This window comes from Arthrobacter rhizophilus (assembly GCF_026241105.1).
In the GTDB taxonomy this organism is placed as follows: domain Bacteria; phylum Actinomycetota; class Actinomycetes; order Actinomycetales; family Micrococcaceae; genus Arthrobacter.
Genome location: NZ_JAPFFT010000008.1, coordinates 62,148 through 78,949 on the forward strand (window position 1 = coordinate 62,148; position 16,802 = coordinate 78,949).

At 64.4% G+C, this 16,802-nt stretch carries 11 protein-coding genes; 6 read left to right on the forward strand and 5 right to left on the reverse strand.

The features are described 5' to 3' along the window. Positions 1-282: 282 nt before the first annotated feature. The 3 genes from OOZ51_RS08870 to OOZ51_RS08880 form a co-directional block, all read right to left on the reverse strand. The gene (locus OOZ51_RS08870; protein WP_265978996.1) at positions 283-1,575 is read right to left on the reverse strand and encodes a DUF4192 family protein; all 1,293 of its coding nucleotides are present in this window, start codon (positions 1,573-1,575) and stop codon (positions 283-285) included. 163 nt (positions 1,576-1,738) lie between these two features. Next, positions 1,739-3,097, reverse strand: coding sequence for an MFS transporter (locus tag OOZ51_RS08875; RefSeq protein ID WP_265978997.1), 1,359 nt, complete (start codon positions 3,095-3,097; stop codon positions 1,739-1,741). A 35-nt stretch (positions 3,098-3,132) separates the two neighbouring features. Continuing rightward, positions 3,133-4,071 (reverse strand): proteasome assembly chaperone family protein, encoded by a 939-nt coding sequence (locus OOZ51_RS08880; RefSeq protein ID WP_265978998.1) that lies wholly within the window; start codon positions 4,069-4,071, stop codon positions 3,133-3,135. Between the two features lie 319 nt (positions 4,072-4,390). On the opposite strand from OOZ51_RS08880, the gene OOZ51_RS08885 reads away from it, so the two are divergent. From OOZ51_RS08885 to OOZ51_RS08905, 5 genes are all read left to right on the forward strand, one after another. Then, complete coding sequence (locus OOZ51_RS08885; RefSeq protein ID WP_265978999.1) at positions 4,391-5,911, forward strand: leucyl aminopeptidase; 1,521 nt, start codon at positions 4,391-4,393, stop codon at positions 5,909-5,911. A gap of 235 nt (positions 5,912-6,146) precedes the next feature. After that, on the forward strand, positions 6,147-7,529 hold the full coding sequence (gene lpdA / locus OOZ51_RS08890) for a dihydrolipoyl dehydrogenase (protein ID WP_265979000.1): 1,383 nt from the start codon (positions 6,147-6,149) through the stop codon (positions 7,527-7,529). 107 nt (positions 7,530-7,636) lie between these two features. Further along, the gene (sucB, locus tag OOZ51_RS08895; RefSeq protein ID WP_265979001.1) at positions 7,637-9,391 is read left to right on the forward strand and encodes a 2-oxoglutarate dehydrogenase, E2 component, dihydrolipoamide succinyltransferase; all 1,755 of its coding nucleotides are present in this window, start codon (positions 7,637-7,639) and stop codon (positions 9,389-9,391) included. Between the two features lie 161 nt (positions 9,392-9,552). Continuing rightward, positions 9,553-9,906: a hypothetical protein gene (locus OOZ51_RS08900; RefSeq protein WP_265979002.1), complete on the forward strand. Its 354-nt coding sequence runs from the start codon at positions 9,553-9,555 to the stop codon at positions 9,904-9,906. Positions 9,907-10,088: 182 nt separating this feature from the next. Continuing rightward, positions 10,089-10,517 (forward strand): OsmC family protein, encoded by a 429-nt coding sequence (locus tag OOZ51_RS08905; RefSeq protein ID WP_265979004.1) that lies wholly within the window; start codon positions 10,089-10,091, stop codon positions 10,515-10,517. A 95-nt stretch (positions 10,518-10,612) separates the two neighbouring features. On the opposite strand, the gene OOZ51_RS08910 is transcribed toward OOZ51_RS08905, so the two are convergent. Then, positions 10,613-14,098 (reverse strand): S41 family peptidase, encoded by a 3,486-nt coding sequence (locus OOZ51_RS08910; protein WP_265979006.1) that lies wholly within the window; start codon positions 14,096-14,098, stop codon positions 10,613-10,615. A gap of 83 nt (positions 14,099-14,181) precedes the next feature. Between OOZ51_RS08910 and OOZ51_RS08915 the strand changes: the two genes are divergently transcribed. Further along, positions 14,182-15,081 carry a TIGR01777 family oxidoreductase gene (locus OOZ51_RS08915; RefSeq protein WP_265979007.1) on the forward strand — a complete coding sequence of 300 codons (900 nt, stop codon included), beginning with the start codon at positions 14,182-14,184 and terminating at the stop codon, positions 15,079-15,081. Between the two features lie 14 nt (positions 15,082-15,095). Here the strand turns inward: OOZ51_RS08915 and OOZ51_RS08920 are convergent, their stop codons facing one another. Beyond that, a complete protein-coding gene (locus tag OOZ51_RS08920) occupies positions 15,096-16,721 on the reverse strand; it encodes a serine/threonine protein kinase (protein ID WP_265979008.1) in 1,626 nt (541 codons plus the stop codon). Positions 16,722-16,802 lie beyond the last annotated feature (81 nt).

Here is a 16,802-nt window from a genome sequence, read left to right on the forward strand (position 1 = left end):
AAATGCCATCGCCGACCGCAGAGTCTTTAGATACAACTCCCGACGACGCCTAAATGTTCCCTAGGTTCAGGGACATTTAGGGCACTTGAAACACGGACCCAACCGGGTCTCGGCAACCATTGTCTCACGGTTTTGTATTCCGGAGGTCGATATCGGCCACCTTGCGGACAATTACGCGTCGGCGGATTTCCCGCGGTGACACGCCCCGGCGTCTACAGGTCGGATGCCTGTCTTCAGGTCGGGTCCTGTCTTCACGTAGCAGCACGACGTCACGGCTTCTCGTCACGCAGCCTCCCCACCGAACTTCCGCCACGCTGAGGTCTTGCTTTTCGCCCAGCCGCACACGGTGCCGCGCCGCACCACCTCCGCAAGTAGTTCTGCGAGTCGATAGCCCTGTTGTTCGGCGTCCGCTCGCGAAAAGAACTCGTCGGCGAACGAACCGCTCCCCTGGCACCATTGAATCCACCCTCGGATCGTGAGCGCGGCAGCGCGTCCCTCGCCACCGCCGCGCCGCGAGAGCCTCGCCAGAACCCGGTCCAAGGCGGACAGCCGTTCCCAGTCCGGGTTATCCGGGTAGAGTCCCAGCAGCACGTCCCCATACCGCAAGGCGTTGATATCAGCAGCCGCGGTCCTCGGAGGCTTCCCTCTTGGTGCCGTCCCTCCGGCTGGCGACTTCCCTGCTGCAGGGGATTTCCCTACTGCCGGAGACGTCCCTTTTGCTTGCGGGAGGGGACGAAGTCCAGGCGGAATGAGCAAGGCTTCTTCGTCATCGCCCTCGGGAGAAAAGAAGCGGAAGGCCTCCGCACCGCCGCGGGCGACGCCTTGCCCTGCAGCCGCCAGGACCACTACGGCGTCGCGCCACGCCGGGACCCGCAGGCTCGCCCGGAGGAACGCCGCAGCCTCAAGGTCGATTTCTTCGGGAAGACCGGAGTCGAGGACCCGTATCCACACATCCAGCATTTCTTCGAACGTCTTTTTGCTTTGCCACCTTCGAAGCATCTCCTCAAGGGTGGCGGCTTCCGCACCCAAGAACTCCGGATCAACGGCCGGTTCGTCCTCCGGCCCCAGCAACCGGGGTGACTCCCTGACGCTGCTCCCCCTGAAAACCATTTCGGCGTTGAGCCTGCTGTCGAGGATCTGGTCCACTGGACGCCCAGGGATAGGGCAACACGAGACGTCGGTACAGAACGCGCTGCGCCAGTACTCGGAACCAATAAACCAGGCGTCCCGGAGCGCTCGGCCGCGGCGGGCCAGGACGAGTTCCAGTGCCTCCAGCAGCGGCACGTTGCCCCGCACAATGCCTCCATCTTCCCAGCCGTCGTCGCTGAAAAATGCCAAGAGTGCTCCGTCGGCGTCATGGTCCGCTTCCAAGTATTCGGCGATCCTCCGTGAGTACACTGCGAGCACCCTTTCGGATCTGTCCGGCGGAAGGTCCACTCGCAGGGTGGCGCCTAGCGTCTGGCCGCGCAAAGTGATGGCCACGAGACTCTCCTTTGGCCAGTGCCCCAATGCGTGGGGAATGAAGCCCAGAATGTCCTCGGGCCGGGAGATGGTTACACGGTTGTCTGCTGTCATGAATCCAGCATCGGCAGCAATAGGCGGCGACGGCAGGCCTCATTTGCCCTATGTGGACAAAGGTTCCAGCGACTGCCTGTGGAGGAACACTTCCGCTGTCTGCACTACGACGCCTCCCGACGAAAGGCGGGCCACCGCGAAAGGAAGCCACGGCGGAAGCAGGCTATCTCGCTGAGGTTCGCTGCTTCGCGAGCCGTACGCGTCGCAATTCCACGCGGCGCCGGCGCTGATTTGCCAATGACACGAGGAGCGGTGGAACGTGCACCCCCTGCGCCGCCATCTGGCGGCGCACCTTGCGGCGGGTCATGACGATCAAGACGGTACCCACAAGAAGGAACAGGAATTGCACGCTCAATGCGATGCGGAAGGACGCCAGGCCGTACAGCTCCCCACCTGAGAAACCGCTGGTGTGGAGAATGTCGAGGATGAGCCCCACCAAGTAGATCGTCAGGAGCGCCGCAACGAAGCCGCCCACGTTGACGATGCCCGTGGCAGTACCGATCCTGTGGGAAGGATTGAATGTCCGGGCAAAATCAAAGCCGATCATGGACCCGGGGCCACCGATAGCCAGAGCGACCACCAATAAGGCGAGCAACCATAAGGGCGCCCGGTTTGGCAGCAGCAGAACCGCGCCCCAGGCAAGTGCGGTTGCCGCCGTAATCAGGAGGACCATGGCCGAGCGCCGCATCGGGTGCCTGGCCACGAAGGTTCCAAACAGAGGCCCTACCAGAATGCTGGTGACCACGAAAAGTCCCATCAGGGCTGACACGGTGGCCGCGTCCAGGCCCTGCGCCGACACCAGAAACGGGTAGCCCCAGGACATGGCGAAGACGTTACCGCTGAACTGGACAGTGAAGTGGCACCAGAGCCCCAAGCGTGTCCCGGGCTGCCGCCACGCACGCGCCAGGGTCACACCTGTGGCGCGCAGCCCTTGGGCGCTCTCCCGGGGCGGATGACCGGGCGGCACGTCCCTGAGCAAGGCGAGGACAAGGACGACGGCGAGCGCCGACAGGGAACTCAGGGCCAGGAAGGCAGTATTCCAGCCCGCGGAATGAAGGACCAGCGCGAAGGGCACCACACTGATGAGTTGGCCGAGCTGGCCCGACATTCCGGTCAGTTGGGTGACGAGCGGAACCCGGGCCGGCGCGAACCAGATCGGCACGAGGCGGATCACGGAGACGAAGGTCATGGCGTCGCCTGCGCCGACGAGCACCCGGCCGAGCACGCCGCCCGGAACAGTCTCGGCATAAGCCAGCTGGAGTTGGCCGAGCCCCATGAGCACGGCCCCGCTGGCAATCATGGCGCGGGAACCGAAACGGTCAACAAGCAGCCCGACCGGTATCTGGAGGCCTGCGTAGACGAGCAATTGCAGCACGGTGAAGAAGGAAATAGCGGCCGCGCTGGCATGGAATCGCTCAGTCGCTTCAAGTCCGGACACACCAAAAGATGTGCGCTGGGCCACTGCCACCAGATAGGCGAGCACCCCGATCGTCCATATGAGCCAGGCGCGGGGTGCGTTCACCCTTCCATTATGCCCGGGGCTGCATTAAAGCTGCTTTATGGTCGCGCATCTTTACGTGCGAGGTACGCCTCAACCGCAGCGCCCAAGTCCTCCGCGTTGGGCAACTCGTCGTTCTCGTCAGCGAGCAGGGATCGACGGACGGTCCCCTCGGCTTTGTCGTCATAGCGGGATTCCAGTTTCGAAACCACCTGCTGGACGTCCTCGGATGCCTCCACCTGTTCTGCGATCTGCCGGCCCACTTCCCTGCCGGCCTCACGGAGACGGTCCGTGGGCAGCATCAGGGACGTCGCCGCACCCAGGTATTCAAGACCTGCGACCGCAGCTGGCGGGTACTCCGCATCGGCGAGGTAGTGCGGAACGTGGATGACGTAACCGGCCACCTTGCGCCCGGCTTCACTCAGCCGCAGTTCAAGAATGTGGCCAATGGCCGAAGGAACGTCGACAGTAGGCTTCCACGTTGAGATCCCTTCGATGAGTTCCGGGCGGTTGCCGTGCACCGTGACGCCCACCGGCCTGGTGTGCGGAACCGGCATGGGGATCGAGTGGATCCACGTAACCAGGTTGACCTCGAGTTTTTCCACGATCCCGACGACGGCGCGCGAGAACCGCTCCCACTGGAGGTCCGGTTCAAAACCGGCAAGCAGCAAGAACGGCTCGCCCAGACCGTCCTTCAGCATGTAAAGCGCCAACTGAGGGGCCTTGTAATCCTCCAGATGGTCCTCGACGAAGCTGATGTGGGGACGGCGCGTGCGGTAGTCAATGAGCTGGTCGGCATCGAAGACGGCAACGGTTTCGACCTCAAGGGTGTCCAGCAGTTCCCGGTTGATCTGGTGGACCACGTGCCCGGCATCGGCAAATCCCGTGAAGCCCATCAGCATGTTGAGCCCCCTGATCTCGTGGCTGTGGAAGAGCTCGGTGTTGCTCGCGTACAGCGACTCAGGGTCAAGGAGTGAGCCGGAAATCCGTTCAAACACGGCGTGTTCCTTTCGCAGTTGCAAATTCTAGGAGGAGCAGGCGGCTGCACACCGCGGCAAACGCCTTCGGCGGCCGCCCATGCTCCATGTATTGGTACAACGCCCCGGACAGGCTACGCATTCCTGTCAGCTTGTGTGCTGCAACTCTCATTTAATTGCTATCCGGCGCAACAGACAGACTACGATCGAGACGTGCCGCCATATGCGGGCCGAAGCAACCACAAACGTTGTCACAAGCGGACAACCGACGGGTACCAGGGCCGGGCGCCTAACATGCAGCCCGGCCAATCCATGCAGAGAGAAATGAGGACCGATCCTCGTGGTGAAGACTACAGACATCACCCTTGGCACCATCGCCAAGGACCTGAAAAAGTCGCCCAGCGACGCACTCGTGATAGGCATCGGGCAGGGTCCTGACGGACCGGTTCTGCTCGGGAACCCGCTGAGCGCCAAGGCTGCGGAATCCCTCACAGCCTCGCTGGGACTCCTGGGCATCACGGGAGCAGCCGATCAGGTTCACCGTCTGCCAGGTCTTCCGGAGACCGGCTCAGGCGTTCTTGTCCTGGCAGGCGTCGGCAAAGTGGCCAACGACGCTCCCCTCGCTGAGGAAGCCCTGCGCCGCGCCGCGGGATCCGCCGTCCGCCAACTGGCTGGCCTGTCCTCCGTGACGCTCGCCCTCCCGACGGCGTCCCTCGCCGATGTCGCAGCTGTAGCCGAAGGGGCCGTACTCGGTTCCTATTCCTACACCGAGCACCGCTCCATCAGGGACGGCCTCAAGGATCCGGTCGGCAAGGTCCTGATCCACACTGCCCTTGACGGCAAGGAAGTCCAGACCTCGCTTGACCGGGCGTTGCTCGTGGGACGTGCGGTCAACGCGACCCGTACGCTGGTCAACCAGCCGCCAAGCCACCTTTACCCGGAGTCCTTTGCCGAAGCTGCCAAAGAACTGTCCAAGGGACTCCCGGTCAAGGTGACCGTGTGGGACGAGAAGCGCCTTGAGAAAGACGGCTTCGGCGGAATCCTGGGCGTCGGAAAGGGTTCAACCCGCCAACCGCGCCTGGTCAAGGTGGAGTACGCGCCGGCGAAGGCCACCAAGAAGATCGCGCTCGTGGGCAAGGGCATCACCTTCGACACTGGCGGCATTTCGATCAAGCCGGCGCTCGGCATGGGCGACATGAAGAGCGATATGGCGGGCGCCGCCGTCGTACTTAATACTGTCTTGGCCGTCGCGGGACTCGGGTTGCCCGCCAAGGTGACCGCGTGGCTCTGCATCGCCGAGAACATGCCTTCCGGCGCGGCACAGCGCCCGGCGGATGTCCTCACGGTCTACGGGGGCAAGACGGTTGAGGTCCTCAACACAGACGCCGAGGGACGCCTGGTCATGGCCGACGGCCTGGTCGCGGCTAGCCTCGAACAGCCTGATGCCATCATCGACGTCGCAACGCTCACCGGTGCACAGTTGATCGCCCTCGGCGACCGTACTGCAGGCGTCATGGGCTCGGATACTGTCACCGGCGCGCTCAAGTCCGCCGCCGACCGGGCAGGCGAGCTCGTCTGGCCAATGCCGCTGCCGGAAGAACTGAGGGCAAGCCTCGATTCGCAAGTGGCGGACATCGCCAACATCGGCGAACGCCACGGCGGAATGATGACCGCGGCCGTTTTCTTGCGCGAGTTCGTCGGCAAGGACACAGAGGGCAAGCAAATCCCCTGGGCACACGTGGACATCGCCGGCCCGTCCTTCAACAACGGCAGCCCCTACGGCTACACGCCCAAGCAAGGCACCGGCTGCACTGTCCGGACGCTGCTCGCCTACGTCGAAGACGTGCTGGCCACGGCCTAAGCGCGTCCCCAAGTGGGGCCGGTTCATGACCGGCCCCACGGCCCGACGTGAGTCTGGCCACAAGCGCCCCACAAAAGCCTCGGCAGGGTGGAGCATGGATAAGTGGTTCGCTAAGGTGAACCACGGTAGTCACAAATGCAAGAGAACTTCGGTGCTGGCATAATCGCGGCAGTACAAGTTCCAAGACCAGATGACGCGTAGTCGCGTGTCATCGCTCACGCGAGGGAGCGTCCTAGTGGCCGATCAGGCAACTGCGCAAGAATTCGACATCCTGGTACTCGGTGGCGGCAGCGGCGGCTACGCCACGGCTCTGCGTGCCGTTCAGCTTGGTTTCACCGTTGGCCTCGTCGAGAAGGGAAAGCTCGGCGGCACCTGCCTGCACAACGGGTGTATCCCCACCAAGGCACTGCTGCACTCGGCCGAACTGGCCGATCACGCACGCGATTCCTCCAAGTACGGCGTCAACGTCACGTTGGACAGCATCGACATCACTGCCGTGAACGCTTACAAGGACGGAATCGTCGCCGGTAAGTACAAGGGCCTGCAGGGGCTCATCAAGTCCAAGGGCATCACGGTCATCGAAGGCGAAGGCAAGCTCCAGGGCACCGACACCGTGGTAGTCAACGGCACTGCGTACAAGGGCAAGAACATCGTTCTCGCCACCGGCTCGTACTCCCGTTCGCTGCCTGGCCTCGAAATCGGCGGCCGCGTCATCACTTCCGACGAAGCGCTGACCATGGACTACATCCCGAAGAGTGTCATCGTCCTCGGCGGCGGCGTCATCGGCGTCGAATTCGCTTCTGTATGGAAGTCCTTCGGCGTCGACGTCACCATCGTTGAAGGCCTCCCTTCCCTCGTTCCCAACGAAGACACCGCCATCGTCAAGAACCTTGAGCGCGCCTTCAAGAAGCGCGGCATCAAGTTCAGCACCGGCGTCTTCTTCCAGGGCGTGGAGCAGGACGACAACGGCGTGAAGGTCACCTTGGTTGACGGCCAGACCTTCGAAGCTGATCTCCTCCTGGTTGCCGTGGGCCGTGGCCCCGTCACCGCCAACTTCGGTTACGAAGAAGCAGGTATCACCCTCGACCGCGGCTTCGTCATCACCAACGAGCGCCTGCACACCGGCGTCGGCAACGTCTACGCCGTCGGCGACATCGTCCCCGGCGTCCAGCTGGCCCACCGCGGATACCAGCAGGGCATCTTCGTCGCCGAAGAGATCGCGGGCCTGAACCCGGTGGTCGTCGAAGACGTGAACGTCCCGAAGGTCACTTTCTGCGAACCTGAAATCGCCACCGTTGGCTACACCGAAAAGGGGGCCAAGGAGAAGTTCGGCGAGGACCAGGTCCAGACCCAGGAATACAACCTGGCCGGCAACGGCAAGAGCTCCATCCTGGGCACCGGCGGCATCGTGAAGGTGGTCCGCCAGAAGGACGGCCCCGTCGTCGGTATCCACATGATCGGCTCCCGCATGGGTGAACAGATCGGCGAAGCACAGCTGATCGTCAACTGGGAAGCACACCCGGAGGACGTGGCTCAGTTCATCCACGCACACCCGACCCAGAACGAGACCCTGGGCGAAGTCCACCTCGCCCTGGCGGGCAAGCCGCTCCACGGCTAAGTCTTTACGCAAGACACCCGGTCCTGCGCCCGCACGAACTGCGGGCGCAGGACCCCAGCAGGCACCACTCATCCGCACTAAAGATCAATAAGGAGAACGGGGACGACATGTCTGAATCCGTTAACTTGCCCGCCCTTGGTGAAAGCGTCACCGAAGGCACCGTCACTCGCTGGCTCAAGCAGGTTGGTGACCGAGTGGAAGTCGACGAGCCCCTGCTCGAAGTTTCCACCGACAAAGTAGACACCGAAATCCCGTCTCCTATTGCCGGCATCATCGAAGAAATCCTCGTAGCTGAAGACGAGACCGCCGAAGTCGGCGCTCCCCTGGTCCGGATCGGTAGCGGCAGCAATGGCGCAGCAGCTCCCGCAGCCGCACCTGCGGCAGAAGCACCGGCGGCTCCCGCCCCCGCCGAAGCGCCGGCTCCTGAAGCAGCACCGGCCCCCGCAGCCGAGCCGACTGAGGCACCCGCAGCAGCTCCTGCCGCCGCATCGGGGCACGATGTGACCCTCCCGGCCCTGGGCGAAAGCGTCACCGAAGGTACCGTCACCCGCTGGCTCAAGGCCGTCGGCGACACCGTCGAGGTCGACGAGCCGCTCCTTGAGGTGTCCACCGACAAGGTCGACACCGAAATCCCCTCCCCTGTTGCCGGTACCCTGCTGGAAATCCGCGTCAACGAAGACGACACCGCTGAAGTCGGATCAGTCCTGGCCGTCATCGGCTCCGGCGCCCCCGCCGCCGCCGCCGCACCGGCACCCGAAGCTGCTCCAGCACCAGCCGCAGCCGCTCCGGCTGCCGCCCCCGCTTCTGCTGCCCCCGCGCCCGTTGTTGAGGCAGTACCGGCAGCAGCACCCGCCGCTCCGCCAGCTCCGGCCCCGGTTGCCGAATCCGCAGCAGCCTCGGCTCCGGCACAGGCCCCGGCTTCAACAGAATCCGGCTACGTGACCCCCCTCGTCCGCAAGCTTGCCAACCAGAACGGTGTCGACATCACCTCCGTGACGGGCACCGGCGTCGGCGGCCGGATCCGGAAGCAGGACGTGCTCGCCGCGGCCGAAGCAAAGAAGGCAGCAGCTGCCGCGCCGGCGTCCGCAGCTCCTGCGGCCCCCAGCAAGCCTGCCGCCGCTCCCGTGGTTGCCTCCTCGCTGCGCGGGACCGTGGAAAAGGCTCCGCGCATCCGCCAGGTCATCGCCCGCCGCATGCGCGAGTCACTCGAAACCTCCACGCAGCTGACCCAGGTGCATGAGGTCGACATGACCAAGATCGCCAAGCTCCGGCTCAAGGCCAAGGGTTCCTTCGAGGCCCAGAACGGCGTCAAGCTCACCTTCCTGCCGTTCATCGCCAAGGCCGTCGCTGAAGCACTGAAGCAGCACCCCAAGCTGAACGCTGCCTACGACGAAGCCAAGCAGGAAATCACCTACCACAACGCGGAACACCTCGCGATTGCGGTAGACACCGACAAGGGCCTCCTGGTTCCGGTCATTTCCGACGCCGGCAACCTGAACCTTGCAGGCCTGGCCAGCAAGATCGCCGACGTCGCCGGCCGCACCCGCCAGGGAAAGATCGGTCCTGACGAACTGTCAGGCGGCACCTTCAGCATCACCAACATCGGTTCTGTCGGCGCCCTGTTCGACACGCCGATCATCAACCAGCCGCAGGTGGGAATCCTGGGCACCGGTGCGATCGTCAAGCGCCCGGTGGTGGTTGCTGACGAGAACGGCGATGACTCGATCGCCATCCGCTCCATGATGTACCTGTCGCTGACGTACGACCACCGCTTGGTCGACGGCGCCGACGCCGGCCGCTTCCTGCAGACCCTCAGGGCCCGCCTTGAGGAAGGTGCCTTCGAAGCTGACCTGGGTCTCTGATTCCGGTCATGACGTAGCAACCCGCACCGCCTAAAGGTGCGGATCACGACGGCGGGGCAGGCTCCGGTGGGAAACCGCCGGGGCCCGCCCCGTTTTTCGTGCACGCACTTTGCTCCGTGGCTTTGCTACGGCACGTAGAAGATTCTGGCTAAGCTGGAGCCATGAGTATTCTCTTCAACGTCCTGCTGTTCTTGCACATCGTCGGCGCAGCCATGATTGTGGGCTTCTGGATCGCCACCATGAAGCAGCCGACCGTCCACCCACGTCAGCGGGATGGCGCATTCGTGCAGCTGATCACCGGCATTGCCATGATGGGAATCCTGCCCATGCTGCCCAACGCCCACCCTGACTACTTCAAACTCGGTATCAAGTTCGCCATCGGCCTCGCCGTGGCCGTGCTCGCCGTCATTGGCTCCCGCAAGGTCAAGAAGGGCGAACCGGTCTCCACTGGCCTCGCACACGGTGTCGGCGGATTGGCATTGATCAACATCGCCATCGCCACGATCTGGCAGTAATTCCCTGATCGATATGAGGCCGCCTGGATCCACCGTCCAGGCGGCCGTTGCCGTTTTAGCCGTGGCGGTCACAATCCTCTGAGAGCGGACAAGCGCTGCGCCGCCGTCGTCGAATCCTTAGGATTGAACCCGGCGGCATCCGGCATCCGGATGCCAATTCGCAACGACGCTGAGGAGTGGACATGGCTACAACACGCACCGCACACACCGTATGGAACGGCAACCTGATCGAAGGCGCCGGCAACACCACGCTGGACAGCTCCGGACTTGGAAACTTCGACGTTACCTGGAAGGCCCGCGCGGAGTCCGCAGAGGGCAAGACCAGCCCGGAAGAACTGATTGCGGCAGCACACTCGGCATGCTTCTCGATGGCCTTCAGCAACGGCGTGGCAGGCGCAGGCTTCACCCCCGAAGAGGTCAACACCAAGGCCGACGTCACATTCCAGCCGGGTGTTGGCATCACCGGCATCCACCTCACCGTGAGCGCACGCATCCCGGGTGTCTCCGAGGAAGAATTCCAGCGCCTGGCCGAAGACGCCAAGGTGAACTGCCCGGTCTCACAGGCACTCCGGGCAACCCCGATCACGCTGGAAGCCTCTTTGGCCTCCTAGCACTAAGCGCGAAAGGCCCCGCCGACTCCCCGTTTAAGGGGTCGGCGGGGCCTTTCGCGTTAGCCAATCCGGGGCCTTTTGCCAGGCGGTTTGGTTCAGCCCTGTTGCGGTCTGGCGGGCAGTGCGGCCGGACGGACCTTACGGTAGCCTTCGCGCAGCGGAGGCCGGTCCGTGGGCAATTCCTGGACCATTTCCTTGAGCGCACCGATCCCGTACTCCAGCTGGGGATCCATGCCCGCTGCGTAGGCGTGGGGCGGGAACACCACTTCGATGTCGGGCTCAACCCCGAAGTTCTCCACGCTCCAGCCGATTCCGCCGGAGAACCACGTGGCATAACGCGGCTGGGTCACACCCGTGCCGTCCGCCAGGGAGAAGCGGTTGTCAATGCCCACAACACCTCCCCAAGTCCTCGTGCCGATGACCGGGCCGATGCCGCGGAGCTTGGACACCTGCGTGATGATGTCGCCGTCGGAGCCGGCGAATTCGTCGGTGAGGATAATGACCGGTCCCCGCGGAGCGTGATGGGGGTACGTTCGTGGCTTTTCGCCCCGGGGCATGCTCCAGCCTGTGACCTTGCGGCCGATCAGCTCAGCCACCAGTTGAGACGTGTGGCCGCCGCGGTTGCGCCGGACATCAACAATCAACCCATCCAGGGCGGTCTCGGTATCTAGATCCCTGTGAAGCTGTGCCCAGCCGTTGGCCATCATGTCCGGCACGTGCAGGTAGCCGAACTTTCCATCCGAGGCCTCGCGCACGGTACGCCGGTTGGCATGTACCCATTCCTGGTACCGCAGTCGTTCCTCGTCCTTCACCGGAACCACGGCAATACGCCGCTGCCGACCAGCCGCGTCCCCGTGTCCATCGCCATTGAGGAGCGTGAGTTCGACGGTGCGGCCAGCAGCGCCCACCAGTTGTTGGGCAGGAGTGCGGTCTGCTGAAAGCCCGACGCCGTCAATCGCCAAGACGACGTCGCCCACCTTCGCGTCGGCTCCGGGTCGCGTCAACGGCGAGTTGGACAGTGGGTCTGAGGAGTCTCCCGCGAGGATGCGCGTAATCTCCCAGCCAGCCTCCGTGAGCTTAAGGTCGGCGCCGAGCCGGCCCTGTCCGTTGCTGCCGGGTTCGCCCGAGGCCGCCGGACGTACATAGGCGTGGGAGGTACCGAGCTCGCCATGGATTTCCCACAGAAGGTCAACCAGGTCGTCGTGCGATCCCAGGCGTTCTACGGCGGGACGGTACAGGCGGTGCACCGATTCCCAGTCCTGGCCGGCCATGTCCTCGGTCCAGAAGAAGTCCCGCTGCAGCCGCCATGCTTCGTCGAACGCTTGCCCCCACACAGCCAGCGGATCCATGATGACCCGGATCCGGTTGAGCTCAACGTTGACGCGCTCACCTGAGTCGTCATCAACCTTGGTGTCCGCGGGCACGGCAATAACATGCTTGTCGTTGACGAAGACCAGTTTCTTGCCGTCGCCGGACACCCGGTAGCGCTCAACTGCCGAAGCCAAGGTGACCTGCTTTTGCTTCGAAAGCTCGTAGCGGACCAAGGCGGGAGCCGGTGCCTTGTCCTGCACCTTCCCCCGGCCTTCTCCGGTAACACCTGAAAGAGGGGTGTCGAGCCAAAACAAAGCATCGCTGGCTGAGGAAAGATCCGAGTAGTTGCCCTGCGGCACCGGGATGCCGATGACGCGCAGTGCCAGGCCGTCAAGGTCCACCCGGACACGGACAGCCGCGCCCGCATCGCCCTTCGAGCCGGCCGTCGCTCCTGGGGCAGCCTCGGCATCCTCAAACAGGTCCACGACCGGCCCGAAGGGAGAGGGAGTGTCCGCTGCGAGTGCCACGAGGTACGGCTTGATCGGGCTGGGGAATGACAAATCGAAGGCGTGGCCGTCGTAGACGGGATCAAAACTGCGATTCGACAGGAACGCCAGGAACTTGCCGTCGGGGGTGAATGCCGGTGATTCGTCACAGAAACGGCCATCGGTGACATCCACAATGTCTTCCGGGCTGGCTGTATTGACCATCCGCAGCTTGCTCCGCGAACCAAACGAAGTCACAGGTTCGGACCACGCGAGCCATTGTGAGTCCGGCGACCACGCGAGTCCGTCAATGCTGCCGTCCCCTACGCTCACAACAAGCGACAAAGTGCCACTGTCCGTGTCGGCGAGGTAGACGTCACCGAATGCGGTACCTACGGCAAGCCGTCGGCCATCAGGGCTGGCCTCAAGGGCACTCGGGCGGGCTGCCCTGGGGAAGTCGATCCGCTGGAAATCGACCCGCAGCTGGTCCGCCTGGCTCTCCGGTGCGGCTTCCGTGCGCGGCTGCGCATGCCGGACCGCGGGCATCACCGGCTGTCCCGCGATGGCTGACGCAGAGACGGGGCGGGGCAATGGATCGGCCCCAGCCTCGTCGGATGCGGGCGGCACGTCGGTTTCGGGCGCCATTGCGGCCGCGTACTGGACCGTGGCTGCGAGGGTCGGTTGAGGGACACTCGGGGCGATCCTCTTGATGAAAACGGAGTCGACGCCGTCATGGTCCGCCACATAGGCGATACGGCCGTCGACAAGGGGCCGCGGAAGCCTTGCCCGCACGCCGGGAGTCGCTTCGACCACCCGGGACGGGCCGTCCTTGTGGCGCAGCCAGTGGATGGTGCCGTGGGATTCCACCGCGCTGGCCGAACCTACGGCATTCGGGAACACTTCGCCCAAGTGGGCGGCTACCTTGAGTGGCGCCGGCCGGCGGGACTGCGATGCCGAGCCGAGCGTAATGTCGACCCGTACCGCCTCTGCATCAGCCTTGAGCGTTGGTAGGATCCACAACTCGCCGGCCGATTCGAAGATGACCCGCTTGCCGTCGCTCGCAGCGTGCCGGACATAGAAATCTTCATGATCGGTGTGCCGGCGCAGATCGGTTCCGTCGGGCTGCACGGAGTAGAGATTTCCGTAACCCTCGTGGTCCGAAAGGAAGGCAATCCGGCCACCTACCCAGACAGGGTCCGCGAGATTCCCGTCGAGTTCGGGGACCAGACGGGCGAACTCGCCGTTCCCGTCGGCGTCGATCCACAGCTTTCCAGCTGTACCGCCGCGATACCGTTTCCACCAAGCGGGCTCGCGGGAGAGCACGCTGGCGAGGACAACGGGACGCTCATCTCCCACTTCCGGACCGAACACCAGCGATTCCACCGGACCGAAGGGAAGTTCGACGGCGGGGCCACCGTCAAGCGTCAAGGCATAGGCGTGGGTGTGCCGCCCCTCGGCCTGTTCGAAAGCGGAGGTGACCACAACGTCGCCCCCGGAGGTGAATCCCTTGACCCGGGTAGTGCTGTGGCCAAAGTAGCTCAACTGCCGGTACCCGCCGCCGTCGACCTCTGCTGTCACCACCTCAGGAGCTGCGCCGACGATCGTCGTCCACACAAGCCGCTTGCCGTCCGGGCTGAAGCGCGGATTGCGTGCGGGCAACTGCTGGGCTGAAATCCGCCACGCGCGGCCTCCGGCCACGGGCGCGATCCAAACGTCGTCTTCGGCTACGAAGGTGAGTAGATCACCATGCAAATGCGGGAAACGGAAGTAGCTGGAGGAGGTCATTGTTCGATCATAGTCAAAGGAGGAGCAAGCTCTCTGAGGCCTGCCGTAGTGCCGGAGTGACACTGGCCATGATGTGATGAGGCATGCGAATCGTGATTTCGGGTGCATCGGGATTTATCGGAACCGCGCTGACGGAGCGCCTTCTTCGCCAAGGGCACGACGTCGTCCGGCTAGTTCGCCGCCCACCAACAGGGACCGGCGAGGCACAGTGGGATCCTGGCGCGGGGCAATTGGACGAGGCGGTCCTCGACGGCGCAGACGCGGTGGTCAATCTCTCCGGGGCAGGCATCGGGGACCGCCGCTGGACCAAAACACGCGTGCGGGAAATCATCGACTCACGCCTGCGGTCAACACAAACACTCACGGCGGCCATGGGACGGCTCGGAACCCCTCCCCGAACGTTTCTGAGCCAGTCAGCGTCAGGCTACTACGGCTCGTCGCGTGCCGGTCTGCTCCGCGAGGAAGCGGGACCGGGCAAGGGCATGCTGGCAACCCTGTGCGTTGATTGGGAAGCTGCCGCCCGCACGGCCCCTGCGGGCGTGCGGGTCGTGACCCCGCGCACCGGCGTAGTCCTCAGCCCTGACGGCGGGGCTCTGGGGCCACTACTGCCGTTATTGAAGTTGGGCGTGGGTGGTCCGTTGGGAAATGGTCGGCAATACTGGCCATGGATTTCCTTGGTGGATGAAGTCTCCGCTTTCGAATACCTGCTCGACTCGCCGCTTGAGGGTCCCGTCAATGTCTGTGCCCCCGAATGTGCAGACGTCAACGCGATCGTTGCGCAGCTGGCGGCAGCGCTCCACCGGCCAGCGTTCCTCCGCGTACCTGCTCCGGCGCTGCGCCTCGTGTTGGGCGGCCATCTGGCTGAGGAACTGGTTCTTGCCAACCAGCGCATGGAACCGGCCAAACTCATGAGCGCCGGCTTTGCCTGGCAGCACCCCGCACTGGCTGACGCGGCCCGATGGGTGGCAAGCGGCGGCAACTGATCACCCTTTTCCGCTCACCTCGGCCTAGCCAGGATCTCGGCGATCTTCCACCCCGCACCGTCACGCAAAAGGACCACCCTGAGTTCCTGAGGTTGGCCGGCGGGACGCACGTGGACCACTTGGCCACTGGCATCCCGTTCTTCATAGGCTGAGGTCTCCAGCGTGACGGCAACCGTTGCGTGGTCCCGGCCGGCAGCACCTTCCACGCCCGTGCTGATCAAGGCGGTGGAGAAACCCGAAAGAAAGACGCCGGCGCTCTCCAGTCCGTCCCTGATTTTGCTGTCGGCAGCAGCTGCCGCAGAGCCCTCCAGGTTGACGTATTCCAGTAGTTCAAACTTGCCAGTACTGAACACCCTGTCCCGGAGGGCCGATAGTCCCCTGATCGCTTCCTCGGGATTTTGGGAGCGGATCTGCACTTGCACGGCGGCGGGAACGCCGTCGAGGCCGGTACCCATCTGTCCGGGTTCATCCCGCCCCGGCGCCTGTGCCTGCACCTGCGCTTGCTGCGCAGCTCCCGGTCCTCGATCACCGGCCCACCACACCGCGGTTGCTGATCCGGCCGCCACCAGTGTCCCGACGGCGAGCACGATCGGCGCCGCCCGCCGTCGTGCGGAAACGAGCGCAGCTGCCGGCCGGCCTGTTCGCCCTCCCCATCGCGAACGGAAGCGGCCGAGAAATGCCTTGATGCGGGTCCGTCTCGAACGAGGACGAGAAGCCCGACGCCGGGTCAGCAGTTCCGGAACAACCGTTGCGTGCACCGCATCCGAAAGGTCCACAGCCGCCGGGGCCGCGCTCCGGTAGATGGCGTTACCAAGTTCCGCCGCGGAAGGCCTTTGCTGCCCCTCTGGATGAAGTCCGGCCTCGATGGCAGCGGCGAGGGCCGCGGGGACTCCCGGCACCAGGAGCGTCAGCGGCGGCCTGCGGGCCGCACTGTCCGGGGCGGAGCCGGTGAGGCAATACCAGCCAAGGGCGGCAAGGGCGTAGGTATCGCGCTCAGGGTGGAGTTCCTCAACCCCATCGACAATCGGCCCCGGATCCGCGAAGCCGGGCGTGCCGGAGTCCGGGACGCCGGCAGCGTCTCCCACCATGCGCGAAACGCCCAGATCCGACAAGAGCGGTTTCCCGTGGGCAGTGAAAAGCACGTTCCCGGGTGAAACGTCGGAATGCGTCATTCCCTGGTGGTGCAGGTAGGCCAAAGCCCGTGCGAGGGGAGTCAGGATGGTCACCGTCTCCCCCACGCTGAGGCGCCCCCTGCTGGAGAGCAACTGCCCCAGCGAACCCCCGGGCGCGTAATCCATGACCACGCCCAGGCCGCCGTCGAACGCCCCTCCCAATTGGACGACGCCACGCACCTTGACAAGGTGCTCGTGGTCAAGCCGCGACAGAAGGTGCAGCTCACGAAGCATGGAAGACTCGGCGTCGCCCGGGTCCCCTATCTCCGGTATCCGGGGAAGGCATTTCACTGCGAAGCTGCTCCCCGAGCGCCTCTCCGTGGCGAGCCATACCGTGGCGCTTCCGCCGCGGCCAAGCTCACGGACGGGCACAAAGCCGGGAATCACAGGTTCGGCAGGGTCCGTCTCCTGGGAGCGCATGGCGCCCGAGTCGTCCTGACCACCCGTGCCGGGCGCAAAAGTCTCCATGCGTCAACAGATACCGGATTTCCCGGATTGCCGCAGAAGTTATCCACAGGTAGGGTGGCGGCCGCCGCACGACCCAGCCGA

What these genes read in the sequence shown, in the direction of transcription:
- OOZ51_RS08905 (WP_265979004.1), top strand. Translation starts at nt 10,089, where the DNA reads ATGGCTACAACACGCACCGCACACACCGTATGGAACGGCAACCTGATC.
- OOZ51_RS08920 (WP_265979008.1), bottom strand. Translation starts at nt 16,721, where the DNA reads ATGGAGACTTTTGCGCCCGGCACGGGTGGTCAGGACGACTCGGGCGCC.
- OOZ51_RS08915 (WP_265979007.1), top strand. Translation starts at nt 14,182, where the DNA reads ATGCGAATCGTGATTTCGGGTGCATCGGGATTTATCGGAACCGCGCTG.
- sucB (WP_265979001.1), top strand. Translation starts at nt 7,637, where the DNA reads ATGTCTGAATCCGTTAACTTGCCCGCCCTTGGTGAAAGCGTCACCGAA.
- OOZ51_RS08900 (WP_265979002.1), top strand. Translation starts at nt 9,553, where the DNA reads ATGAGTATTCTCTTCAACGTCCTGCTGTTCTTGCACATCGTCGGCGCA.
- OOZ51_RS08910 (WP_265979006.1), bottom strand. Translation starts at nt 14,098, where the DNA reads ATGACCTCCTCCAGCTACTTCCGTTTCCCGCATTTGCATGGTGATCTA.
- OOZ51_RS08870 (WP_265978996.1), bottom strand. Translation starts at nt 1,575, where the DNA reads ATGACAGCAGACAACCGTGTAACCATCTCCCGGCCCGAGGACATTCTG.